Origin of the sequence: Streptomyces sp. NPDC001507 (genome assembly GCF_042894765.1) — a bacterium.
Taxonomy (GTDB): Bacteria; Actinomycetota; Actinomycetes; order Streptomycetales; family Streptomycetaceae; genus Streptomyces.
Window position 1 is genome coordinate 1 of record NZ_JBIAVV010000006.1, and the last position, 23,909, is coordinate 23,909.

The window sequence follows — 23,909 nt, forward strand, 5'->3', positions numbered from 1 at the left end:
CCGACCAGGCCAACCTCGACCAACCCCTCAACCCGCTACCCCCAACGCCAATGAGCCTGGCCGCTTGACATAGGAGCATCAAGGAGACCCGGTGACGGTGCACCCGTTCATCGAGGCGGAGAAAACCGCAGGTCACAACGTCAAGCGTGCGTGTGAACTGCTCAAGGTCTCCCGAGCCGCCTTCTATGCCCGCCGCACCGGCACCCCGGGACCCCGCGCAGTGCGGGACGCCGAGCTGACGCTGCAGATCACTGCCGTGCACGAGCAGTCCCGCGGAACCTATGGGGCCCCGCGCGTCCACGCCGTTCTCCAGCGCGAGGGCGCCGGCTGCGGACGCCGCAGGGTGGCCCGGCTCATGCGCCTGGCCGGACTGGCCGGCCGGCACCGAAGACGCCGCCACCGCACCACCATCCCCGACCCGCACGCGGCCACCCGCCCCGATCTGGTCCTCCGCGACTTCCAGCCCGACCCGACCGCGGTCGACACCCGTTGGTGCGGGGACATCACCTACATCGCCACCGAGGAGGGCTGGCTCTACCTGGCCACCGTCATCGACATCGCCTCCCGCCGGATCGTCGGCTGGGCCACCGCCGACCACCTGCGAACCGAACTGGTCGCCGACGCCCTGCGCGCCGCCTGCCGCACCCGCCGCCCGGCCGGTCCGGTGATCTTCCACTCGGATCGCGGCTGCCAGTACACCAGCCGTGAATTCGCCCTCCTGGCAACGCAGTTCGGCGTCAGGCTCTCGGTCGGCCGCACCGGGCAGTGCTGGGACAACGCGCTGGCCGAGTCGTTCTTCGCCACCCTGAAGAACGAGCTGATCGACACCCGCTTCTGGCCCAGCCGGGCCGCCGCCCGCACCGCAATATTCGAGTGGATCGAGAGCTGGTACAACTTGCAGCGGCTGCACAGCAGTCTCGGCTACCGCACACCCGCAGACTACGAGGCCACCCTCGCGGCCTGACCACCACACCGATGGTGTCCGTCAAAGCGGAACAAGCTCACTTATCAGGTCGATCACAGGGGTCCGCCAACGGCGACCAACCGCCTCTGTGCCTCGACCGATCGTTCACTGAGATCCGGCCTCGACCGCTGCCGTTCGCGCTTGTTGGTGTCAACCACTGGTGTCAGCCGCCGCGCGCGGTCTTGACAAGGGCTGTCTCATCCCTTCGCTGTTTGGCTGGGATCGGAGGTCGGACCGCGCTGGCCGACGTACTGCAGCACCCCACCGCAGATCAGCATGAGCATGCTGCAGGCGAAGACGACGTCGGAGGTGGTGAGGTCGCGCACCGTGCCGCTATAACGGGCCAGCGCCATCCCCACGCTGAACACCAGGGCTCCGGAGCCCCACAGCCGTGGCCGCAGGACGTACCCCCGCTTCCATGGCACGGCCCGGCCGGTCGTGATGGCCAGGACACCCGACGCGGCGTAGAGCACCACGACAGCCGTCCCAGCGACCAGTGAAATGGCGTGCAGCATCGAACCCCCCTCGCCCAGGTTCCCGATCGTGGCACCGCGTGCTGCGGACGGCAAGCGACCGCCCTCTGGGAACCTGCCGGCCGGGGGCAAGGACTCACACCTTCGCGTCCGAGCCTCGGCCCTCACGAACACGCAACTGCATCGCCGAGTGCTCCACGACTACGCTGACGCCATGTCACCGATCGGCGTCGGTGCCTGGGTGGGGGATCAAAGCGCGTTCATGGTGTATCCCCACCAAGGGGCGCGCGCACCATCCGAGGTGACCCGGCCACTGTCAGGGCTGACCCATTCACGCTTGGCGGTGGAGAGGTTGTAGAGCGCCCGCTCGTAGTCGTCCCAGGTGCCTTCCCACCCGCCTGCAGGTGTGTCGTTGTAGCTCGACGCTGCCGTCCAGATGTGGCAGTTGTCGTACCACGTCGGCACGGGGCCGTTGACCCCGATCGCGCCGTAGTCGTGTGCGTTGCTGAACCCGTCAGCGTCGGTGATGACGGTGTGCAAGGAATTGTCGGGCTGCGGGGCGTAGTGGGCGATACGGGTACCGTCCGGGGAGGCTGACAACACTGCCAGGTCCGCTACGCGGCTGGGGTCCGATGGGTTCCCCGGGGTACCGACATGGTCTGCAATGGCGCTATTAGGCGTCAGGGCGCCGGTGTTCAGGTGATAGATCCACTGCCCGTTCGGTGCCTCATTGCTTGTGTTGCCTCCGTAGACCGCTATTTCATCACCTGCAGGGTCCGGGACTGGTAGGTTCTCCGGTTCCATGCCCCACCCATTGAGGGTGTTCGCGCTGTCCGGGAGCGTTGGGTAGGTCGCCGCTGAGGTGTCCGGGTTGTAGAAGACGCGACCCACGCCGCCGTAAGCGCCGATGACACGGGCGGTCACCAGGTGGCTGACCGACCCGGCGTTCACGGGCGTCGGAAGGAAGACGATGTTGACGAAGGCGTCTCCATCCTGCTGGCCGGTGAAGGCCTTCGCCGGCGCTGTGCCCGTCAGGTTCTGCACGTGGATTGCCTGGGTGTTGCTGCCCTGGTAGGGACCGGCGAACGGCACGGTTCCCCAGGCTGCCCAGGTAGCGTCGTCGTTGAGCGCAACCTCGGTGACGCTGCTGGTGGACGGAACTGTGGCCAGCGTGCGCACTGCCTGCCCGGGGCGTTTGGCTTTGACCTGCCACGAGTAGTCCTGCCGCAGCTCGCTCCACAGCATGGTGCCGTCGGGGCCTGCGGCGTGGGCCTTGATGGTCGTGCTATAGCCGGAGGCGGTGTACAGAGTGCGGGTCGCTCCTCCGGAGGGGGAGTACGCCACGATGCGGGCCGCGTTGGCGGTGTCGATGCCGAATACATACGGGGCGGTGAACGGCCCGGTGACGGTCTGCTTGACCGTCGCGCTAGTGGCTGCGCGCGCGTAGCCCGCGGCGGGAGCCACGACTCGATAGGAGGTCGTGCCGCGGGATGAGGTGTCCAGGGAGAAGGCGTGCTTCCCGCCGGACGAGGTAGCGGCATTCACGAGAGTCTTCCATCGACCGTCGGAGTAGCTTTGCAGGGTGACCGGCCTGACCGCAGCAGGAGAGACGGCGACGGTCAGGGTGGCCGGCGCCGCCGGCTCGACTGTCGGCGCACTGAGACGCGCGGTAGCTGTGGTCTTCGCATATGCGGTCCACGAGACGGCGCGGGAGGTTGCCGAGGCGTACCTCGAGGTATTCAGCGCGAACAGGCGAGCGGAGTGACCTCCGGTGGTGGTGTTCTTCTGGCTGAAGTAGGCATCGCCATGGGAGTTGGTCTTCCCGGACGCGACCTTCACCCAGTGCCCGGAAACAAGCTCCTGCCACTGGTAGGCACGGCCGATCGACGGGTAGATGTGTCCGCGCAGGCTCGCCGTTCCCCCGACCGACGTGGACAGTGACGATGACGTGATGGTGGCAGTGGACTTGGTGGCCGCCTCTGCTGGCGCGGTCACTACGACGGTTGCTGCTACCGCCATCACGGCAGTAACTGCAAGGCGGCGTATGGGCACGGAGTCTCCTGGTTGATAGAGCGATGACATAGCCACTCTCTACGGCGTTGGCCAACGTACTGGCATATGCCAAGCCAGTTGACGTCGCCCCTGAGATTTCTGAAGTGGTCCGCGCACATAGTCACCGCGAGCGGTCAGCAGCACCGGGCCGTCCAGCGGAGGAATAGTCAATACCTGTGGATCTGGGGGGCAGCGGTAAGTTCGAAGTCTGCCGAGGTCCGGGTGCTCGTCTTCGAAGCTGCGGTTCCAAACAGCGTCGAGATCTCAGTCCTCGGCTGGCAGGTCATGTCGCGCCAGCCAGTTCGGATCATCCAGATCCTTGCGGACCTGCTCCGACAGTCGGGCGAGCCCCGCACCGCGTCCCCGGGCGAAGCATCCGCGAGCCTCGCACCGGGCGTGCTTCAAGGCAGCAGCCCGAGCGGCATCTTCGCTGTCGTACCGCGTCACGTTGCGCCGCTCGTAGCCCTCCTGTGAATCGGCGGAGGTCTGCCCGGCTTCAAGGGCCCAGCACCTTTCCCAGCCGTGGTACTTGTCGCCCTGGTCGCTCACCCAGAAGTACGTCATGACGCGGAGTCTGCCACCGGGAGAGGGTTGCATCACGGCCTTCGCGCTAGGTCATGCGGCCTGCTCCTGCCGCTCGATCAGGACACCGTTCTCGAACCTGGCGCCCGCGCGGACCAGGGCGACGAGGTGGGCGCCGGTGACCGCGCGCCAGCGGTCCTGGGCGGACTCGACGAGTTTGAACACCATCGCGAGGGCTGCGGCCGAGCTGCCGGCGCCACGGCTGACCTTGGTGCGGAGCTTGACGGTGGAGAAGGTCGACTCGATGGGGTTCGTACCAGGTATGAAAGTCGTGGGTGCCGCTGTCCGTGTCCTGGTGACCAGGCTTGGGCCTAGTTGTACGGTGCGACCGTCAGGACAAGGGGTGCCCGGGGAATCAGCATGGGCAGGCCGGTCTTGAACGATGGGCTGCGAGCCCGCCTTAGTAGATGGCCGCCCCTGCGACTTGCCTGGCTGCGTCGTGAGCGCGATTCCGTAAGCGTCGTTTCGCCCAGCTGATCCCCGCATCGGGTTTGCGTCGGCACAGGGAGGCGTACGGTGGGGCGGTTCATCGGTTTGGACATCCACCGTGACTTCGCGCAGGTCGCGGTGGTCGAGGACGGGCTGGTCACGGACTGGGGCCGGGTGGATTGCCGACCGCAGGCGCTGCGGGAGTTCGCCGCCGGGCTGCGTCCGGACGACCAGGTGGCGCTGGAGGCCACCGGCAACGCGAACGCGGTGGCGGTGCTGTTGGAGCCGCACGTGGCCCGGGTGGTGATCTCCAATCCGCTCAAGACCCGGGCGATCGCCGAGGCGAAGGTCAAGACCGACAAGGTCGACGCCCGCATCCTGGCCCAGCTGCTGGCCGCTGACTTCCTGCCGGGCACCTGGCTGCCGGACGAACGGATCAGGATGCTGCGGCGCCTGTCGGCGCACCGGGCACAGTTGGTGCGCGGCCGGATCCGGGTGAAGAACCAGGTCCAGGCGGTGCTGCACCGCAACATGCTGCCGCGGCCGCCGGTGACCGATCTCTTCGGCACCCGCGGCCGGGCCTGGCTGGAGCATCAGACACTGCCGGCCGACGAGCGGCAGACCGTGGGCGCCCTGTTGCGCCAGCTCGACTTCTACGGTGCCGAACTCGCCGAGGTGGAACGGCGGCTGGCCGCCGAGGCGCTGGACGACCCGGTCGTGCGGCGCCTGATGACCATCCCCGGGGTGGACGCGATGACCGCGGTCACCGTGCTGGCTGCGGTCGGGGACTTCCACCGCTTCAGCAGCGCGGACAAGCTCGTGTCCTACCTCGGCCTGAACCCGCGGGTGCGCCAGTCCGGCGGGACACCCGCCCACCACGGCCGGATCACGAAGGCCGGCTGCGGCAAGGCCCGCGGGATGCTGGTGCAGGCCGCGTTCGCCGCGCTGCGCTCCCCGGGCCCGCTGCGGGCCCTGCACCAGCGGATCGCGGCCCGGCGCGGGATGCAGATCGCGATCGTCGCGGTCGCCCGGAAGATCACCGTCATCGCCTGGCACCTGGTCACCAAGGAGCAGGACTACGCCTTCGCCCGCCCGAGCCTGGTCGCCTTCAAACGCCGCAAGCTCGAACTGACCGCCGGCGCCGAACGCCGGATCGCCCGCCGAGGCGCGGGCTACGACTACAACAACAAGCAACTGCGCCGCCACGAACGCGAGATCGCCGAACAGGCCGAACGCGCCTACGCTCTGCTGGCCGCCCAATGGCAGCCCACGCGCCCGACCGGCAAGCCCCGCCTGCCCGCCATCCCCGGCGCCGACCCGTGACCTGCCCTCCTTGACGATTACATCCGTGGTCCGCAGATGAATCCAGTGCTCGGCCGGGAAGTCGTAGAACGCCAGGAGCTCCTCCCGGTCGTCGGTGATCTTGGCGACGGCCTTGGGGAACTTGGCGCCGTAGGTCTTCGCGAACGCCTCGACCGCCTTCTCGGCGTGCGCGCGGTCCTCGGCGCTATAGATCTCCTGCATCGCCTTCGTCGCGCCCGGCTGCGCAGACTTCGGCAGAGCGATCGTGACATTGCGGGCCTTGTGGACCCAGCATCGCTGGTGCCGGGCGGCCGGGAACACCTCCGCCAGTGCCTTCCAGAGGCCCATCGCGCCGTCGCCGACGACCAGCTCGGGATCGCGCATGCCCCGGCGGCGGCAGTCGCGCAGCAGGTCGGCCCACGACTCGGTGGACTCGCGCAGGCCCTCGGCCAGCGCGATCAGTTCCTTGGTGCCGTCCAGGCGTACCCCCATCAGCACCAGGACACAAAAGTGCGCCTGCCCGAGCCGGATCTTGGGATGCACGCCGTCCGCCCACACGTACACGTAGTCGCTGTCGGCGAGGTCGCGCAGCTGGAAGGCGGCGTCGTCGTCCTGCCACTGCTTCGTCAACCGGGTCACCGTGGCCGGCGACAAACCGGCCGCCGAGCCGAGGAACTGCTCCAGCGCGGGCACGAAGTCCCCCGAGGACAGCCCATGCAGGTAGAGCTGCGGCAGCACCTTGCTGACCTTGGGCGACTTGCGGCACCACGGCGGCAGGATCTTCGAGGAGAAACGCATCCGCTCGCCGGTGGCCACATCCACCCGCTTGTCGTTTACGCGCGGGGGCGCGACCTCGACGGGACCTGCTGCGGTGGTCACGGTGCGGGGCCGGTGGTGGCCGTTGCGGACCACCAGGCGCCGCCCGGCCCCGTCCGTCTCGGCCGCCAACTCAGCTATGTACTGGTTGGCTTCGGCCTCGAGTGCGGCGGCGAGCATCCGGCGGGCGCCCTCGCGCACGATCTCGTCGATCAGGGAGCCGGACTCGGTCGAACCATCGGCGTTCACTACGCTGAGCATCGGGCGTGCCTTCCCGACCCGCGCTGCGAACGCGGGCCTACTCGGTGACCATCACAGGATCATTCGGGAAGGTACGCCCTCTGCGTCCTCCCCGGGCTGATCCACAAGTCCTGAGCATTGCTCCCGTCCACTTCCGTCATGCCGCTACGGGGAGTACCGCGACTTCTGGCCGAGGCGTTCCCCGCACCCGCAACGGATCCCACTCCCCCCCTCGCGAATCCCCGAAGAACTGGCCGTAGCCAGGCGCTCAATCCGAGGCGCGCGGATGCGAACACGGCCAATCGGAGGACCGAGCTGGTGTCGCCCGCCCACCCCGCGGCTGCTGCCGTTCGCATGGCCGGACAAAATCCGCCTCGACAACCAGGGCCTCTACCACCCCGCCCACGACAGCGAGCGGCGCTACTGCCCGCACTGTCACCCGAAATACGCCGACTGGGCGGGTGTACGAGTGGACCCGGCGGTTGTCCCACGGACGGCGCGCTGTCCCGAGAACAACCGACTATGGCCCAACGCAGCCGTCCGACCCTGGCATGGCCCCATTCCAGAGTTCTGGACGCGTCCAGGCAAAGTGCCGAGCTGGTACGTCTGGTGGCGCCTGTGGGGAGTCCAGGACGGCAGATGCGCCACATGCCCAGGGCCGCCCCAGGTCATCGACCACGACCACACCACCGGCCTCGTGCGCGGCCTACTGTGCTACGACTGCAACGCCGAGGAGGCGGGGTGTGCCCTCGATCTCGCCCTGCACCGGCACTCCGGAATCTGCTGGTACCACCGGTACTGGGACAGCCCACCCGGAGCCCCGTTCGGCTGGTACTGGCCCGACCCGCAGCGCCAAGGCGGCATCCAATCGTTCCTGCCACAGCCGCCAGCGTGGACGACTGACGCGACGTCATTGACCGTGAAGTGCCATCAGCGATGCAAGACGTGGATCATGCGCCCGCACGCGGGAGACGACTGTCCGAGGGGCGCGCCACCGTGAGACCGCTGCCCGCCGCTCAGGCTGTCCGCCAGGGGCCGTAGAGGCCGGAACGCTGCCACACGAGGGCCCGGTGTGCATTGCCACTGATCTGTGCCCCGGTCGACCCTCTACTTGCCCATCTTGAGGAAGAAGATGTTCTCGCCCTGACTGGCGTGCGCGGCCAACGCGTCGAACTTCTGACCGCTGAACGCGGTGGTGTCCACCCACGTGGTGATCTCATCGTCGGGCAGGCCGATCTCGGCCATCGGGGCGGCCTCCGCAGGATCCGGCTCCGGCATGTCCGGATGAAACTCGCGCATGATCTCCCCGAACCGCTGCATCCCCGAGCGGGGCATCGTCGTCCAGTACACCTTCGGTGTCAGCCCGGTCATCTCCAGCGCCACCATCGTGATGCGGTGGGCCTGGATGTGATCGGGGTGGCCGTAGAAGCCGTTCTCGTCGTAGGTGACGACCACATCAGGTCGGTAGTGCCGCATGAGTTCCGCGAGTCGGGCCGCGCCTTCCTGCACGGGGGTCTGTCAGAAGGATCCGGGGGCGTCGTTGCTCGGCCAGCCCTGCCCTTGCCGAATACCTCATCCATGCAGGTGGGAGCAGCTGTCGAGGGTGTCTAAGCGCCATGGCACGGCAGGCGTCTGCATGCGTCCACGTGAGCACGATCACCCCGACACGATGGGTGGTCGTGCTGCTGCGAGCGATTGCCCCGGACGGTACTTGGCTCACCACCGCCAGCGGGGACGGGAGGGTGCGGATCTGGGACCGGGCTTCCGGGACCTGCTCCGCCACCCTCACCGGCCACACCAGCTCGGTGCTTTCGGTGGCGATTGCCCCGGACGGCGCCTGGCTCGCCACCGGCGGCCACGACCGGACGGTGCGGATCTGGGATGTCGCGGGACAACGCACCGTGGGGGTCGCCCGAGCTGACGGGTCGCTCTTCGCGACGCGTGGGACCGGCCGGTGCGTACGCCGCTCAAGGAGATGCGGATCGATGTCTCCGCCCATCTCGCTCCGGGTGCTTCGCCGACGATGCCGCACACCCTGCGCTCGCTGGAACTGACCGACGAGATCACCGCCGAGCTGACCGTGCTGGTCGGCTTCGACCAGGACCTGGCGGCCGAGGCCACCCGCACCTCCAACCGGATACGCGGCCTGCTCACCCAGTTCCACCCCAGCCTGGAACGGGTGCTCGGGCCGCGTCTGGACCACCCGGCCGTGACCTGGCTGCTGGAACGCTACGGATCTCCGGCCGCCCTGCGAAAGGCCAGTCGTCGCAGGCTGGTTGAAGTCATCCGGCCCAAGGCCCCGCGCATGGCTCAGCGACTGATCGACGAGATCTTCGACGCCCTCGACGAGCAGACCGTCGTCGTCCCCGGGACCGGCACGCTCGACGTCGTGATCCCGTCGCTGGCCCGCTCGCTCGCGGCCGTCCACGAACAGCGACGAGCTCTGGAAACACAGATCGGGCAGCTGCTGGAGGCTCACCCTCTTTCCGCGGTCCTGACCTCGATTCCGGGGGTCGCGGTCAGGACCGCCGCCACTGGCTTGTACAGGCTGATCACTCCGGACACCCTGCTCGCCACGTACGAGAAGCGGCTGGATCCGCGCACGGTCGACCACGCCAAGCACCGCGCCCAGGCCGAGGCGATGGGTTGGGGCCTGCGCGGCGCGCCCAAGGTGATCGCGCTGGCGGGCAAGGAGTACGCGGATGCGGCCGCCGCCGTGTGGCCGCACTTGGCGCGGCCTCTCGCGGGCGCGGGTATCGGGACGCAGCTTCAGCGGCTGACCCGGATCGCCGAATCCGCGGATCCCCGGGCCGCCGCCCTGGCCTACGCCGACGCCGCGGCGGCCGCCAGCCACGAGGACGGCGCCGGTCGCCCCCGTCCTTCGCCGGAGGGGCAGCGGGTTGAGGAGGGCGGCTTCCGATGGGCTATACAGTCCGGCATGAGCATCGTTGATACGTCCATAGCCGCGGTCTCAGCAGCGCTGAGCGGGCTGGCTGCGGGGGCGGCGTGGAAGGCCTCACGCGAGGCCAACAAGGCGGCGTGGAAGGCGAACGAGACGGCCGACTCCGTCGCCCAGATCGAGCGGGATCGCTGGCACAAGGAACTGACACCGCAGCTCCGGATCAAACTTCAGACTGAGCCCCATGAGGTGCTGTACGTGCGCTTCGACAGCCCGGCCACGCTCGGTGACCTCGCCGTTCAGCTGACCATTCGCGACGACTTCGACCGCTCTCGGCTTCCCCACCTGGCCGGTACTCCGACACCGGAGCAGAGAGCGGAAGTTATCTGGGGGCCGTACCGATTCCGGCCCCACGTCGATGAAGCGGACGAGCTGGGCCGGGCGGTCCCGGCGTTCCCCCTTCTCCCCGGTGACCGTCATCGGCTCGCCCTCGACCTGTCACTGAAACCGTCCTGGTACGAGGGCGCCGACGGAGAACAGCGCTGGCGCAACGACTACCGCGCTGCTCCCATCCGTCTCTGGGCGGTTTGCACCGCCCCCGACCACAGGCCCTGGATACTGGCCTTCGCGGTGCCGCGGGACGGCAGTTGGGCGCTGGGGGGCGCCTGATCCAGGCGAGGACGTGCCGTGCGGGGCCGTGCGGGTGGCGGCGCTCGCGCGTTGCCCTGCCGGCGTCCGGGCGGGGCCAGAGCAGGGGGGTGGCGGGGTTGATTCGCTAACGCCGGGGCGCAGCAAGGTTGGCACTCCCACTCCCCCTCTTCACGTGATCGGAGTCCTGCGTCGGCGGCCATAGACGGGATCCATCGGCTGCCGACACCTGCCGCAGCAGCGGAGCGAGCTACTGGCGCACCCGGAAATTGCCCACCAGAGTCCAGAGGCTGGTCAAAGTCCCCCCGTCACCACGCCCTGCGGCTCACCGTTGACCGTCACGGCCGGGTCGGCCTCCACCACGCGCACGGACATGTCGAGCGGCGCGGGGCGGGCGTTGGCCGTTTCGGCTGCCGAGAGGTGTCGGACGTTGGAGGAGCCGTCGGCGAACGGGCGGACGGTATGGGCCAAGAGGCGGGTCAGCTCATCGTCGAGGCCGTGCTGCAAGGGGGTGCCGTCGGGGCCGAAGGAGTCGATCTCACGCTCAGCAAGCACCACCCCGGTGGCCGCGTGCGTGGCGGTGAAGCGCAGGATGCCGCTCTCGTTGTAGCGGAACTTGATCTCGATCGTGTTCCGACGGATGTCCTGTTCGCGGGCCGGGAGATGTACCTCGATGTTGGCCAGGGGGAAGGAGCGGTCGCTGTCGGCCGGGTAGCCGACCTCGCCCTCGATCACCGGCACGCGCACGAAGGAAGCGCCCGGCGTGTCCGGGTAGAAGGTGGCCGAACCCTCCGCGGGAAGCGTGGCATTACGTCGGATGATGGCGCGAAAGCCCTTCTGTTCGCCCGCGCCGAAGGCCGTGCCCAGGTCGTAGCTGGTCACCAGGGAGAAGTCGCTGTCGTCGCCGAGTTCACCGTCGAGGGAGGCCGCATAGATCGCTGCGCCTCGGGCGACGGCGGTCATAGGCCGACACAGGCCGCTGTCGACGATACGGTCGTGGCCGAGGAGCTCGCCCAGGGCGTGACGCACCTGGGGGATCTGGGAGGTGCCGCCGATCATGAGGACGGAGTCGATGTCGTCCGAGGTGATGGCCAGATCTTCCAGGGCCTGCTGGACCGGCTCCAGAGCGCGGGTGATGAGCGGGGTGATCGCCTCGGTGTACTCGGCCGCGGTGATCCTGACCTCCCGCCTCGAGATCGAAGGGGCGAGGCCGATCGGGAGATCGAAGAAGAGCGCGCCGTCCATCGGCACGGAGGACAGGGCGATCTTCGTCAGTTCGACCGACCGGCGCCACCGGCGTCGTTCGGCCTTGGTGAGCTGGTCCGCGGTCAAGCCGATCTTCTGCTGGATCAGCTGGGCCAGCGAGTTGTCGAACTCCAGGCCTCCGAGCGCGGTGATGCCGCGGGAGGTCTGCTCCTCGAAGAGGCCGTCGTTATATTCGAGGACGGTGACGTCGATGGTACCGCCACCCCAGTCGAAGACGAGGAAACGGCCGGGGATCGGGACGTCGCGGGCGTACGAGATCGCAGCCGCGGTGGGCTCGTTGAGCAGGGCCCGGACCTTCACTCCGCCGAGCGCTGCCGCGGCGCGGGTGCGGTAGCGGGCGCCGCCCGTGGCGTTGGCCGGGACGGTGACGACCGCGTCGGAAAGATCGAGCAGCTGGGCGGAGACGCCTTCTTTCATGCGGCTGAAGAGGGAGGCGGCAGCGACCGTGCTGTGGAACTTCTCCGAGCCGACCCAGACGTGGTGTTCCTCGAGCTGAGCTGCGACCTCGAGACCGTCGATGTCGCCGTCCTTCTCGGCGCCGGAGCGAGTGCCGAGCATGCGCTTTACTGCGTCAACCGGCTCGCTGGTGCCGGTCTTCGCCTCCCAGCCGAAGCAGAGGGTGCGCTGGAGGTCGCGGACGGACAGCACGGAGGGGAAGAGCTGTTCGAACTCCGACATCTGCCACTGGGCGGGCACGTTGTCGCCGTCGACCGGCAGAACTTCGGTGGTGTGACCGTTCCAATGAGCCACCACGGAGTTGCTGGTGCCGAAGTCGATACCGAACGTCATCGCGTTCCCCTTTGCTTCATTCGGCGGTCGCCGTTTCCTCCAAGGCTGGGACGGGACCCACCGTTTTGTCGCTCTTTGCCTCTGTTCTGCTGCTTTTCGGGTTCCTGACCCCGGTGGTACTTCTTCCTCTCCTGTTGTGCAGGAGCCTTCTTCGCAGGCTGCTTCTTCTCCGCTTCGGCATGGGTTGCTCTACGCCTCTGTCGAGGCGTCATTTCTTCGGGTGGAACCTTGGCAACGGCTCGCAGCCAGCCCCGTTCGACAAGCTTCCCGGACTCCTTGTCGACGTAGGCCGGCGCGACGAGTTCAAGGGTGACCGGGCCGTTCTTCATGACACCGGGCGGGTCCTCCACGACGTTGAACAACGACTGATCGCCCGAGTCACCGACGATCTGCAGGCCGGCCTTCGCCGCCAGGTGGTCGAGGCGGGTCACCACCACCTGCAGGCTCTTCGCATCCAGCGCCTGCCGGTGCAGGACGGCCAATTGAGCCAAGTGCATCTGTCGTGTACGGACACTCTCCAGCACACCCGTGCGCACTGCTTCGGTGAACTGGGGAAGCACTCGGCGCATCAGCTCGGCCCGGAAGACGGAGACCAGATCGGCCTCGGTCTCCTTGTCGGCCAGCGCTGCGCCCAGTCTTTCCGTCGCCTGCTCCAACTCTCTCTCCACCACGGGCAGGAGCGTCTCGTTGACCGACTTCAGGATCGCGGCGGCGTCCAGGCTCCCCGGGATGAACCCGGGCATGTGGCTCTCCGCGAACCGCCAGGGAGCAGCCTCGGCCGCCCTACGCTCCCCACGACTTCGCGCGCTTCCGCTGTTCGGCCCGCGTCCCCGACCGCGCCGGGAACCGTCACGGGGGTCTGAACCACTCTCGCCTTTACCGGCTCCGATGCTCACGATGTGCTGCTCTCCGGGTCTTCAGGGGCTGCGGGATCTTCGGCAGCCGGGAAAAGGCCTTCCGTCACCTTGGTGATTATTTCTCGGGCCGCCTCGGTACGAGACCACTCGCGGTCGCTGTCCGTGGGCGGCTCGGTGAGCCTCTGCAGAGGCTCGGGCGGGAGCTCCAGCCGGTGGCTCGTGCCGGTGGGGTCCTTCCAGCGATGCGGGACGACCGGGACGGCGAACCAGGCTGCTTCCTGCTGCTCCCGCTCGGCCTTCTCAATCATGTCCTTGGCCCGGTTGATCCGAACGCGGCCGCTGTCGTCGAGTTCCTTCCTCAGGACGCGCCAGGCCCTCTTCCAGTCGTCCGCCCCGTCGGGCACGCCGAGCACCATGTAGGGGTTGAGCGGCTGGTCGCGTTCTCTGTTGGGCCGGCCCTCCAGGAAGCCCCGATTCCTCCGCAGCATGGCCACGGCACCTCCGCCGAGCTGCTCCTGCACCGGGGGCCGTCCTTCAGCGTCATGCTGCAGAAGTTCAAGGGACCCCGTCATTTCCTGGCCGGCCCGCAGGTAGGCCTGGATGTTCTGGGCCTCCCAGCGCGCTGGCTGCGAGTGGTGCCGGAGCCTTGCGGCCATGGTGAGCGCCGCCCTCCTCCGCTGTTCCGCCGTCTCGTCGTCCCCGCTGAGGAGGGCACGGTGCATCTGCCGTACGGCCCTGATCAGGGTCCGGACGCCGATCCAGTCGTTGAACTTCCTGTTGCTCGCGCTGCGCACACCGGGCCGAATCCGCTCCAGGAGGACCCACAGCCGCTCGTCGGCGACCAGGTTGTCAGGGACCTCCCCGGTCCGACGCACCTCGCGCAGGGCGTCAAGAAGCTTCTGTGTCGGCGGAAGAAGGTCGGTCCACTCCTCGGTGACGGCCTTGGCGTCGTTGGCCTGCAGCCTCACCAGCAGGCGCCAGTCCTGCGGCCAGTCACGGCCGGGTTCCGTTCCCGGGCCGGACTCCCGGCGTTCCCGTTCCAGGGGCCAGGCCAACAGGTGCATCTCCTCATCGGTGAGGGATGCCGGGTCCAGGCGGGCACGGAAGTAGGCGGCACGGGAGGTGCCGTCGTGCTCGGGGACCGCGCCGATCCACTCCTCGTCGATGTAGTCGTCGAGAAGCGGCCGGGGAAGCTTCGCCAGCAGCGCCCTCTGCCGAGGGGCCGGCAGGTTGGTCTCCATCAGGCGACGGTCGTCCTGGTAGATCTGCCACATGCTGCCCGGCTCCCCCACGAGCGGCAGTGGCTTGTCCTCCAGCAGGGCGCGGGCGCGGTCGTGGAGCCGGCCGTTGAATACGTCCAGCCCGTGGTCCTGTGCCGTGACGAGCAGGGAGACGCCCTTGACAGAGTCGTCCTGCCGGGACGCTGCGTCGGCCGCGGCCCGGGCCAGCTTTTGCGCGGAGAGAGTTCCGGTCTCAGTCTTCAGCGCGTCAGGCAGCATGAGTTCGGCGAAGGAGCGGGCGCGCTCCCAGGTCTCCGGGTCTGCGAATCCTTCGGGGACCGTCTGGGACATGATCGGTTCCGGCTCCGGCTGCTTCTGCGGCGGGGCGACCAGAGCAGGGCTGCCGGCGGTCTCCGCGACTTGCGGAGCGTCCCCAACCGTCTGCCTCAGGGCGCGGGCCTGGCGGAGGTCAAGGCGGCGGGCGATCTCGCGCTGGCGCAGCTCCTCCAGGCGGGCCTGCTCGTCCTGGCCCGATCCCAGCGGAATTCCTGCCGTCATCAGAGCTCCTCCGCGAAGATACGCACCTGCTCGATCACCGCGGCAGGGGTCCGGTCCAGGCTGTAGGAGTCGGCGAAGGCGATCCTGGTGGCGAGACCGCCGGCACGGACCTCGTGGCGCAGGGCCTGGAGCCGTTCGTTCCCGCACCCCTCGGTGACGGACTCCAGCGGATGCTTGACGGCGACCGCGACGGGCTCGCCGGTGAAGTCCGAGGTGAAGAGCGCCACCGGTCCGGCGGGGGTCTCCTTGAGGCTGACGGTTTGCTCCTCGTCCGCCCAGCCCTTCAGCAGGACGGCGTGCTCGTTCGGATCGATCTGCATTTTCCTGCCACGCAGGGCGTCGGTCAGGTCGCGGGCGAGCCGCCAGTCGTACAGCGGGTGGAGACGCATGTTGGAGTAGTCGCGCAGGCAGGCGTAGCAGGAGCTGCGGCAGTTCTGGGCATGAGAGACAGCCTCCAGGTCGTGCACGTACCGGTCGACCGCCTGGAGGAACTCCTCGATGTGTTCCTCCGAGCCCAGGTAGGTACTGAAGCCTGCGCCGTTGTCGAGGCTGTCCGCCAGGTAGGCCATGACGGGAGCGGCCACCGGGGCGTCCGAGCCGTGGATGCCGCTGAGGAGTTCTTCCGGCTGCACGTCCAGGTGCGGGGCGGCGGCGCGGCGCAGCAGGGCCGCCAGCGAGTACCAGGCAGCGCGCCGGCCGTGGTAAGCCTCGGGGAAGCCGTCGATCTGCTGAGACTTGGAAATGTCGAAGCGGAGGCCCCGGTTCGTGTCGAGGGCGTTCTTGGCCCCGATGAAGAGCATGTCGGTGTGCTGGGTGGCGCCGAGGGCAATCTCCAGGTCGGCTTCCGCCTTGGGGTTGTCCAGAGCGAGGTATCCGCGCCACGGGCCGGTGTTCTTGACGAACCGGAAGAGCTTTCCGGCGTTGGTGTTGACGATGTAGCGGTCGCCGCTGCCGGTGTGGACGACCATCCAGTCGTCGGCGGCACGGTGGATGCGGGGGGCGGTCTTCTCCAGGTCGGTGGCGGTCCGCGCGCTGGTGGCGTTGGAGCCGAGTTCCCGGTAGCCGTCGTAGTCCCGTGCCTCGTGGGCGGCCCGGAAGCCCGCGGGCTCCCGGAACGGGACGGCCCTGTAGTACTTGCTCTCCGCGCCGCAGGCGGGACAGTTGCCAGCGTTCCCGGTTTCCGGGTCGACGGCCGCCTGCGGGTCCACGTGGGAGCAGATCCGGCACATGGCGACCAACTGCTCGGGTCCGAAGGGGTCTTCGGCGGCCTGCACCCCGCGCCCGCTCGGGACGAGGGAGACCACTCCCCTGGAGCGGAGCAGTCGGCCGTCCTGCGGGGTCTCGCTGCCCGGTGCGAACTTGCTCAGGGCGACGGCCAGGTCGCGGTTGACGGAGTCGGCCGGCGGCCAGGGGAAGGTATTCTGCGGGATGCTCCGGTAGAGGAGGCGGGAGCGGGTCGGGAAGCCGAACATGGGCAGGAAGCCCGCCTCTGCAAGGCGCTGGCTGAGGTCGGAGTGGCCGACCGTCCGGGCTGCCACCTCGTCGACCTGGACGAGGAGTTCGTCGATGGCGGCGATCGGATCGACGGCGGCGATGTTCTCCGGGGTTCCGGCCTGGAGGGCGGCGCCGGCGGCTCTGACACGGTCCGGGTGCTCGGCGATCCAGCGGCGGACGGCACCGCGATGCATCGGCCAGTCGGCGGCGAGGCCGAACTGCCCGTGGACGTTGGTCGTCATGTCCGGCCCCTTCCGGCGGTCCTCGGGTTGCAACGGCTCGAAGGCCTGGCGCAGGACCTCGGCCAGCAGAACCCGCCGGACAACGGAGATCATGCCGAGGACCAGGTAGGGCGGCGGAGTCGGGTCGTTGGTGATGGCTTCCGGGCGGGCGAAGTAGTGCTCGTCGTGACTGCGGCCGCGGCAGACGGTGAGGGCCACGGCGATCGGGCTGTTTCGTCGGCCCGCGCGCCCCACCCGCTGCTGGTAGTTGAAGCGGGTGGGCGGCATGTTGGCCATGATCACGGTGTTGAGGGGGCCGATGTCGACACCCGCCTCCATAGTCGTGGTCACGGAGAGCAGTTCCAGACCGTCCGCCTCCGGAACGTCGTTGTCGCCGAGGAAGACGTCCTGGAAGAGGCTCTGCCTGCGCTGGGCCTCCAGCCGGTCCGTCTGGCCGGTCAGCTCCGCCGTGCGCAGGGGGAAGTCACCGGTGCGGTGGGCTGCCTTCCACGCGTAGTAGTCGTCTTCGAGGACTCCGCCGTACTGCTGGGGCACGGCAGGCAGCGGGGTCAGGCACTTGGTGCACAGCCCGGTGCCCGGGTGGAGGTGCGGCCGGTGGCAGGAACGACACGTCCAGGTCCTGTTCTCGCCGGGGCGGAGCGCCACCATCTCGGGCTTGATGACGTAGTCCACCACGGCGTCCTTCCAGACGCCGAGCACCCGGTCCTCAACTGTCCGCAGATCGGTGCCCTGGCGTTCGGCGACCTGCTGCCAGAAGCGCTTCAGAGGCGCAGGCGGCCTCTGCAGCGAGGCACGTATCCGGGTGAAGCGCCGCATCAGGCCGAGAATCCGCAGACTGGCACGGGCCACGGCCTGATCGCTGTCCGGGCCGAGCTCCAGCGGCGAGCGGTCGTCGCGCAGGCAGAGCCAGCCGAGTCCGAGCGATTCGAAGTCACGGCCGCCGCCGGAGAAGAGGCTTCCGATGGTCTCGAGGCGGAGGCGGGAGCGGAGGCGGCTGAGCAGCTCCTCCTGTGCCTGCGTCTCGGCCACCGCTTCCCGGTCCCGCTCCCAGTTGTAGAGCGCGGTCCAGGGCTGCCCGGCCGAGGTCTGCTGGAGTGAGGCCGCGGGACCGGCGGGGTTGGTGCCGTACTTCAGCAGCATGCCTTCGAGGTCGGAGGCAAGGTCATCCAGCGAGGGCAGTGCGGAGAACTTCCGCTCCAGGTCGTGCAGGAGTTCCGGTTCGGCGTCGAGGTCGTCGACAAGAATCGCCTTCAGGCGCCCCCAGCCCGCCGGATCGCGGTCCCGTAGCCTTTCCATCGCGGCACGGGCGGCCGCACGATCGACCGGCTCCCCGGCGTAGTGGGCCTTCACCAGCTGAAGGTCTCCGAACGGATCCCCCTGGTTCTCGACGGCCTGGGCGCTGAGCAGGCGGAGAAGGTCCTGGTGGTGGCGCAGGGCAAGACCGCTGGCGAGCTCGGAGGCGTCGTCGCGGCTGTCGGAGAAGGCGATCGCCTTGCGCCGGCCGTCGGGGAGGTGGCCGAGGGCTTCGGTCACCAGCACCTGGTTGACCTTGTAGAAACCGGTGCGCATGCGCCGGACCGGCGCGTTGCGCAGCCGGTCGGGAGATTCCAGCGGGATGAAACGGCCGTCCCGGTCGTACTTGATCTCCCAGTCGTCGCCGCAGGCGGGGCAGCGGGTGGGGAAGGCCTGGAGCCGGGCCGGGTCATAGGCCGGCTTCTTGTTCTCCTTGTCCAGGGGCACGGAGATGTGGAACGACCATCCGGTGTGCTGGACGTCCCGGTTCTCCAGGCGGCCGGTGGCAGGCTGGTAGGCGCTGCGCCGGAACTCGAACTCGACCTGCGGCCCGCCGTCGGACAGGCCCGCGTGCCAGCCGGGGTCGTCGAGCCCGGGGCCCTTGGTGCGCGGCCAGTACACGACGTAGTTCGCCGCGGTGGGTGCGCCACTGGCCTCGTCGGGGAGCAGGTCCAGGTCCGGGAAGTCGGTGTGGAGGGCACCGGTGAACTTGCGCCGCTGGGTGTCCTTGGGACTGGCGTACCCCCCGAGCATGAGGTCGCCGCAGGCCTGGCAGGAGAGAAGCTCCAGCACGCGGGCGCCACAGGTGCAGCGGGAGGTGGGCTCGGCGAAGAGCCGGCCGACCCGGCGTTCGGGGCCGTGCTCCACGGGGATGTCGGGGCACCGCGGGTCGGAGCAGGCCCAGATGCCCTCGATGTTCCGGAAGAAGAAGTGGGCGCGGACCTGGGGAAGTTCGGGGTCCTGGGCGGAGCCGAGTATGCGCAGCACTCCGTGGAGTGCGTCCTGGCGCTGTTCTCGGGGCACGTCCGGGAAGAGTTTCGCCGCCAGTTCGGGCACGGGCAGAGCACGAGGCCTGCCGCCGGGTGTGAGCGCGCGCTGGAGCGCCGGGCCGAGGCCGGTGTCCCTGGCCAGGGCGGCGGCTTCGGCTTGGGTGGCGGAGGCATTCGCGGCCTGCGCGAAGGTTTCGGCGTGTGCGGCCAGGTCGCCCTCGCCATGGATCTCCTTCGCTTGTCCAGGAATGATCACGCGCCGGGAGCCGGGCAGGGCGAAGAACCCGTCGAGGAACTCGTCGTCCCGGCCGGCCTCCAGGGAGGCGGAGGCGGCGAGCACACGCAGCTTCTCGGGACTCTTGTCGAGGCCGAGACGGTGGCGGAGGTTCCGCAGCAGGTAGGCCACCTCGGTACCGGCCGTGCCGCGGTACATGTGCAGCTCGTCGAGGATCAGGGTGAAGCGGGCGCCAGGGGTCTCCTCCAGCCACTTCCTCGTGGCGCTGAAGACGTGCTCCTCCTGTTTGCGGAGCAGCATGATGTTCAGCATCGAGTAGTTGGTGACCATGATGTCCGGTGGCGCGGCCTGCATGTCCCAGCGGGCGTGCATCTCCGCTCCGCCGAGGCGCGGGATGAAGGGCCGGAGTTCCACGTCGAGCTTCTGGTCGGCCTTGCGCTGCCGTTCCTGGACCTCTCGCAGGTACTGCCGGAGACGGAAGTTCGCCGGCTCGGAGTCGCGGCTGCCGGAGACGGGGGTGGCTCCGGTGTAACGGCCGAAGTAGAAGCGGTGCCCGTTGCGCTTCCGGTCCAGCCATACGTGAGCCTCGCGGCTGTCCAGCGACTTCCGGAGCCGGACCAGCTGGTCGTCGGCGAGGGCGTTGGTGGGATAGAGAATCAGCACGCGCATGGCGGCGGGGTGCCCGTGCTCGCTCTGCCGGCTGGGCCTGTAGTCGCCGTCTCCCTGCCACCATTCCCGCTGCACCGCACGGGTGCCCTGCCAGTGTGCGGACTCGGCGACCAGGTCGGCGAGGACCGGCAGCAGGAAGGACTCCGTCTTGCCGGAACCGGTGCCTGCGGTGACCACGAAGTCCTTGCCCTCGCAGGCGGCGACCAGGGCATCATGCTGGTGCTGGTAGAGGCTGGTCACGCCGTCGGGGAGAGTGAAGCGGGCGAACTCAGCCGCGTCAGGGTGTGCCCCTGCCTCGGCGAAGGAGTCCGCGATGCCGACACCCCGGGAGGCGTACTGCGGGCGCAGCTCGATCAGCGGGCTGCGCCAGGCCCCGTTGTCCCGGTTCAGAAGGTTGCGCCGTTCCTCCATGACGGAACGGTCGTCGACGCCGAACGGGGTGTCGTAGTAGCGGAAGAGCGCGCTGCGCAGGTCATCGAACGTGCCCATGACGTCCTGGACATCGGTGTTCGTGACCGCCGCTGTCTGCTGTTCGACGCTCACGTGGTCCTCCCGCCGGCGGCCGCCACGGGTCGCGGCGTGATCTCCAGGTTCTGCTGCAGCGAGGCCGCGATCGCCTCGGCGTGTGCCCTCGGCACATTGTCGTACGCGCGGGTCTGCGCCTGCTTGCCCACCGACGGCGGAAAGCCGCTGCACAGGACGGCCGCACGCTCGTGCAGTGCGGGCAGGGGTGCGTACCGGTCGACCAGGAGCCTGCCGATGCCGGCCCGGCCCCTGTTGCCTTCCGGCCGCCACCGCAGCGCGCCCGTGCGATGGCGGGCGAGCTCCAGGTAGACGCCGGTCTCGCGTTCCACCGCATAAAAGACGTTGTTGCGGCGGACCCGGGTCAGACGTGCGTAGTCGGCCCCCCGCCACCGGTACAGGCCGTCCTCGTCGTCCCTTTCCACCGGGACGAACCGCTGGCGGCGCAGCTCGTACCTCTCCAGCGTGCCGGCGGTGCTCCCACCGGGCGGTGCGGACTCGGGGCCCAGCGCCGCCTGCGGAAGCAGCTCCATCAACTGCCGGGCTGCGCAGGGAACATAGCGGGCCCCGAGGAGCTCGGCAGCTTCCTGCAGGGTCCGCGGGTCCTCGTACTGGAACAGGAGGGTGTTCGGCAGCGGCGCCTCACCGGCCTCCGGCCGGTGAGGGACGGTGATCAGCTCCATCCACTCCTGTGCCGCCTCCTCGACGCGCGTGCTGATCTGCGCGGTACGCGCGCCGGTCAGCAACGCGAGGCCGTCGGCGTGGGGCAGCCGCGTCAGCACCGGCGGGGCCACCGACCAGCGGTCGGCGCGCAGGTCCACGTCGATGAAGCCGAGGGCGGCGGCCTTGCGCATCCAGTCCCAGTCGGCGTACTCCTTCAGCTCCAGGTCCCATGCCTGGGCCTGGCCGCGGACACCGGCGCGCAGTGCGGACGCCCTGCCTCCGCGGCTCTCGCTCAGCCAGCGCAGCAGGATCTCACCGAACTCGCTACTGCTCATCGGTCCCGTCATCGGTCCAGCTCCTTCGCTGCCTGCACGTACGCGGCCCACGAGGTCTCGGCGGACGCCTGCTGGGCGTTGAGAACCGCGCGGGCCCATGCCCGCGAGTTGCCGGCGCTCTTCGGCTTCGGCGCTGCGGGGTTCACGGGGCGGCCCTTCCAGCGTCCGCTCCGGCGCTCCAAGAGCCAGCCGCCGATGCCGTGGAAGTCGGCCTCGAAGCGGAGCGGGGCGGGGGTGTCGGTGAGGCGTTCCGTCCACCAGTCAGGTTGCTCCGGGGGCTCTATCGTCCACAGCCGTCCGTCAGCCGCCGCGAACAGCACCTCGTCCGCGTCCCGACGGCACAGTTCCATGACGGCAGCAGCGTCCCGGTCCGCGGCACTCGTGCAGTGGGCGCCGGTGATACCGGTCGGCAGGTTGTGCTCGACGAGGAGAGAGGGTGATTCGAAGGCCTTGCCGTCCACGACGGTGAAGCCGCAGACCTCGGTCATCTTCGGCTCGACGACGGCTTGGTCCGCGGTGGCGAAGCCGATCTCCACGCCTGCGTAGTTGACCGTGTGCCGGCCCGGTTCCAGCCGGAGCACGGCGAGGGGGACGGGACAGCCCGCGGCGACCGCCTTCTCGAGCTCGGGCCGCTCCTTTCCGTCGATCAGGAGGGTGCCCGTGCCCTCCGTGGCGTCCGGGAGGACCACTTGGGGCTCGCCTCCCCGCAGATACACGTGGGAACCGAGCGACGGTGCGAGTTTCAGGCCACCCTCCAGGCGGAGCTTGAACTGGGCCGGGGGCTGCAGGAGGCCGACCGCGCCCTGGATCTCCTGGAGTGCCCGGCGCAGGGTGACCGCGTCGGCGAAGGTGACGGGCTTGTGCAGGGACCACCCCCGCGGCACCCAGGGCAGCTTGCTGGTGTCGGCGCTCCGGCCCGTGGTCGCGGCCTTGTCCAGCAGCCTCTGCACGTCCCGCTGCGCGGTAGGGGCGGCGAGCACCACGTGTGCCTCTCCCGGGCGAAAGCCGTCGGTGGCGGCCCAGACGCCGAGCACGTCGTCCCGTGCGAGCACCAGGACGGAGCAGGAGGGGCGGCTGAGCACCAGATTTTGCCCCTCGCGGCGGATGCCCCTGGTGAGGGTGTCCGCGCTCGGGGCGGGCAGGCCCGTCACCTCGTAGTAGGCGGTGTCCCCGAGTTGTTCGAGGAGGACGCCGCCCTTGAGCTCGATGAGCTTCGTCCGCTCCGCAGACCGCAGGCGCGCCACCCAGCTGAGACGCCCCGCGTCCAGCCGCACCAGGAGTTCGGCCCGGATGACACCGGTGGGCACCAGCTCGTCCGAACCGTCCCAGGAAGCGGCGTAGTTGCCGATCAGCCTGGCGAGGAGGGGACGGAACTCCTCCTCCTGCAGGGTGTTGCGGAAGCCCTTGGAGAAGTGCTGCTCCATGCCCCGGATCTCGATCTGGGCGAGGAGCGTCTCACCCGGCAGCGGCCAGGTCGTGCCGTGCTCCAGCAACGACCGGAAGAACTTCGGCATGAAGGACCGGTCCGCGCCGCTGAGGAGCGCCTGTGACTGGGCGAACCCGATCCTGCTGCGGTTGGCGGGCAGGTCGGCGGGGGCGGGAATGGTGCACAGGCCCCGCGCGCCCTTCTGGCTGTGCTGCCAGGAGGCAAGCACCTGCCACATGCGGGAGACGGACTCGTAGTGGTGGCTGCCCAGTTGCTTCTCGTCGCCCGTCAGCAGCTCGGAGAAGCGGGCGTGGTAGGCGGTGGCCCGGTGGTTCCCGTCGTTCACCATCCGGGTCGCGGCCAGCACCGAGCAGGCCAGCAGCGGCAGGAAGGCGGGCACGCCGCCCTGGTCCTGCTGGCGCCTGCGCCAGCGGTAGTCGTCCAGTGCGCTGTACGGTTCCGCGGTCCCCAACCGCAGGAACCTGCCCACGCACCTGGCGAGGGGCTCCTCTATGCCGTATCCGTGCCTGAGTTCCCGCTCCACGTCGTCATCGACGTAGAACAGCGTCGGGTGGCCGGCGTGCTGCCGTCCGAAGAACTCCTCGGCCAGCACTTCCTGCCACGCCTGATAAGAATGGTCCACTCTGTCCCCAAAAGAGAGGTTACGATGCTCCGTTCATGAAATCCCGCGAGCATGAAACGGTCCGTGAATCACCCGAGCCCGCCACGGGTGACAGGCCGCTGCCCAACACCCCTCGCGCGCCGAGCCACTCGGCCTCGCAGCCCTCGACCGTCACCGCCCGGCACGACGTAACGCCGCACGCCGCACGAAGGCGTATCCCCTCATCCCCCACCACTTCTCACAAGCGGTCCGACGCGGTACCTGCGCAGTGAGCCGAAATCGGCCATCAACTGCAGGTTCCCTGCCGTCAAAGGCTACTCGTGA

The 23,909-nt window shown here is 69.0% G+C and carries 14 protein-coding genes and 4 pseudogenes; 6 read left to right on the top strand and 12 right to left on the bottom strand.

The window, feature by feature from the left end; genetic code table 11:
- The first annotated feature begins 91 nt into the window (after positions 1-91).
- On the top strand, positions 92-964 hold the full coding sequence (locus ACFY0K_RS20140) for an IS3 family transposase (protein WP_390640975.1): 873 nt from the start codon (positions 92-94) through the stop codon (positions 962-964).
- A 197-nt stretch (positions 965-1,161) separates the two neighbouring features.
- Here ACFY0K_RS20140 and ACFY0K_RS20145 read toward each other — a convergent pair whose 3' ends face one another.
- From ACFY0K_RS20145 to ACFY0K_RS20160, 4 genes and pseudogenes are all read right to left on the bottom strand, one after another.
- Entirely contained in the window at positions 1,162-1,479 is a 318-nt protein-coding gene (locus ACFY0K_RS20145; protein WP_390640976.1) for a hypothetical protein, read from the bottom strand.
- Between the two features lie 207 nt (positions 1,480-1,686).
- Complete coding sequence (locus ACFY0K_RS20150) at positions 1,687-3,489, bottom strand: hypothetical protein (RefSeq protein ID WP_390640977.1); 1,803 nt, start codon at positions 3,487-3,489, stop codon at positions 1,687-1,689.
- A gap of 264 nt (positions 3,490-3,753) precedes the next feature.
- Positions 3,754-4,053 carry a hypothetical protein gene (locus ACFY0K_RS20155; RefSeq protein WP_390640978.1) on the bottom strand — a complete coding sequence of 100 codons (300 nt, stop codon included), beginning with the start codon at positions 4,051-4,053 and terminating at the stop codon, positions 3,754-3,756.
- Between the two features lie 51 nt (positions 4,054-4,104).
- Positions 4,105-4,326 (bottom strand): annotated as a pseudogene (locus tag ACFY0K_RS20160) (IS256 family transposase); the annotation flags it as partial.
- A gap of 279 nt (positions 4,327-4,605) precedes the next feature.
- On the opposite strand from ACFY0K_RS20160, the gene ACFY0K_RS20165 reads away from it, so the two are divergent.
- Entirely contained in the window at positions 4,606-5,823 is a 1,218-nt protein-coding gene (locus tag ACFY0K_RS20165) for an IS110 family transposase (RefSeq protein WP_382732375.1), read from the top strand.
- Here the strand turns inward: ACFY0K_RS20165 and ACFY0K_RS20170 are convergent.
- A pseudogene (locus ACFY0K_RS20170) lies at positions 5,782-6,879 on the bottom strand (IS256 family transposase); the annotation flags it as partial. The gene ACFY0K_RS20165 and the pseudogene ACFY0K_RS20170 overlap by 42 nt on opposite strands.
- Before the next feature lie 265 nt (positions 6,880-7,144).
- On the opposite strand from ACFY0K_RS20170, the gene ACFY0K_RS20175 reads away from it, so the two are divergent.
- Positions 7,145-7,858: an endonuclease domain-containing protein gene (locus tag ACFY0K_RS20175; RefSeq protein ID WP_390640979.1), complete on the top strand. Its 714-nt coding sequence runs from the start codon at positions 7,145-7,147 to the stop codon at positions 7,856-7,858.
- Positions 7,859-7,968: 110 nt separating this feature from the next.
- Here ACFY0K_RS20175 and ACFY0K_RS20180 read toward each other — a convergent pair.
- A pseudogene (locus ACFY0K_RS20180) lies at positions 7,969-8,412 on the bottom strand (PIG-L family deacetylase); the annotation flags it as partial.
- A 62-nt stretch (positions 8,413-8,474) separates the two neighbouring features.
- Between ACFY0K_RS20180 and ACFY0K_RS20185 the strand changes: the two are divergent.
- The 3 genes and pseudogenes from ACFY0K_RS20185 to ACFY0K_RS20195 all read left to right on the top strand — a co-directional run bounded on the left by ACFY0K_RS20185 (position 8,475) and on the right by ACFY0K_RS20195 (position 10,426).
- On the top strand, positions 8,475-8,912 hold the full coding sequence (locus ACFY0K_RS20185; RefSeq protein ID WP_390640980.1) for a WD40 repeat domain-containing protein: 438 nt from the start codon (positions 8,475-8,477) through the stop codon (positions 8,910-8,912).
- Positions 8,870-9,762 (top strand): annotated as a pseudogene (locus ACFY0K_RS20190) (transposase); the annotation flags it as partial. The gene ACFY0K_RS20185 and the pseudogene ACFY0K_RS20190, both read left to right, overlap by 43 nt.
- A gap of 34 nt (positions 9,763-9,796) precedes the next feature.
- Positions 9,797-10,426 (top strand): hypothetical protein, encoded by a 630-nt coding sequence (locus ACFY0K_RS20195; RefSeq protein WP_390640981.1) that lies wholly within the window; start codon positions 9,797-9,799, stop codon positions 10,424-10,426.
- A 273-nt stretch (positions 10,427-10,699) separates the two neighbouring features.
- Here ACFY0K_RS20195 and ACFY0K_RS20200 read toward each other — a convergent pair whose 3' ends face one another.
- The 6 genes from ACFY0K_RS20200 to ACFY0K_RS20225 form a co-directional block, all read right to left on the bottom strand.
- Positions 10,700-12,460 carry an Hsp70 family protein gene (locus ACFY0K_RS20200; RefSeq protein WP_390640982.1) on the bottom strand — a complete coding sequence of 587 codons (1,761 nt, stop codon included), beginning with the start codon at positions 12,458-12,460 and terminating at the stop codon, positions 10,700-10,702.
- On the bottom strand, positions 12,457-13,203 hold the full coding sequence (locus tag ACFY0K_RS20205; RefSeq protein WP_390640983.1) for a hypothetical protein: 747 nt from the start codon (positions 13,201-13,203) through the stop codon (positions 12,457-12,459). Before ACFY0K_RS20205 ends, ACFY0K_RS20200 begins: the two co-directional genes overlap by 4 nt.
- Positions 13,204-13,352: 149 nt before the next feature.
- On the bottom strand, positions 13,353-15,095 hold the full coding sequence (locus ACFY0K_RS20210) for a hypothetical protein (protein WP_390640984.1): 1,743 nt from the start codon (positions 15,093-15,095) through the stop codon (positions 13,353-13,355).
- The gene (locus ACFY0K_RS20215; protein WP_390640985.1) at positions 15,095-20,560 is read right to left on the bottom strand and encodes a DEAD/DEAH box helicase; all 5,466 of its coding nucleotides are present in this window, start codon (positions 20,558-20,560) and stop codon (positions 15,095-15,097) included. Before ACFY0K_RS20215 ends, ACFY0K_RS20210 begins: the two co-directional genes overlap by 1 nt.
- Entirely contained in the window at positions 20,557-21,549 is a 993-nt protein-coding gene (locus tag ACFY0K_RS20220) for a hypothetical protein (RefSeq protein WP_390640986.1), read from the bottom strand. The genes ACFY0K_RS20215 and ACFY0K_RS20220 overlap by 4 nt, the downstream gene beginning before the upstream one ends.
- A complete protein-coding gene (locus ACFY0K_RS20225) occupies positions 21,546-23,606 on the bottom strand; it encodes a hypothetical protein (protein ID WP_390640987.1) in 2,061 nt (686 codons plus the stop codon). The genes ACFY0K_RS20220 and ACFY0K_RS20225 overlap by 4 nt, the downstream gene beginning before the upstream one ends.
- Positions 23,607-23,909: the final 303 nt, after the last annotated feature.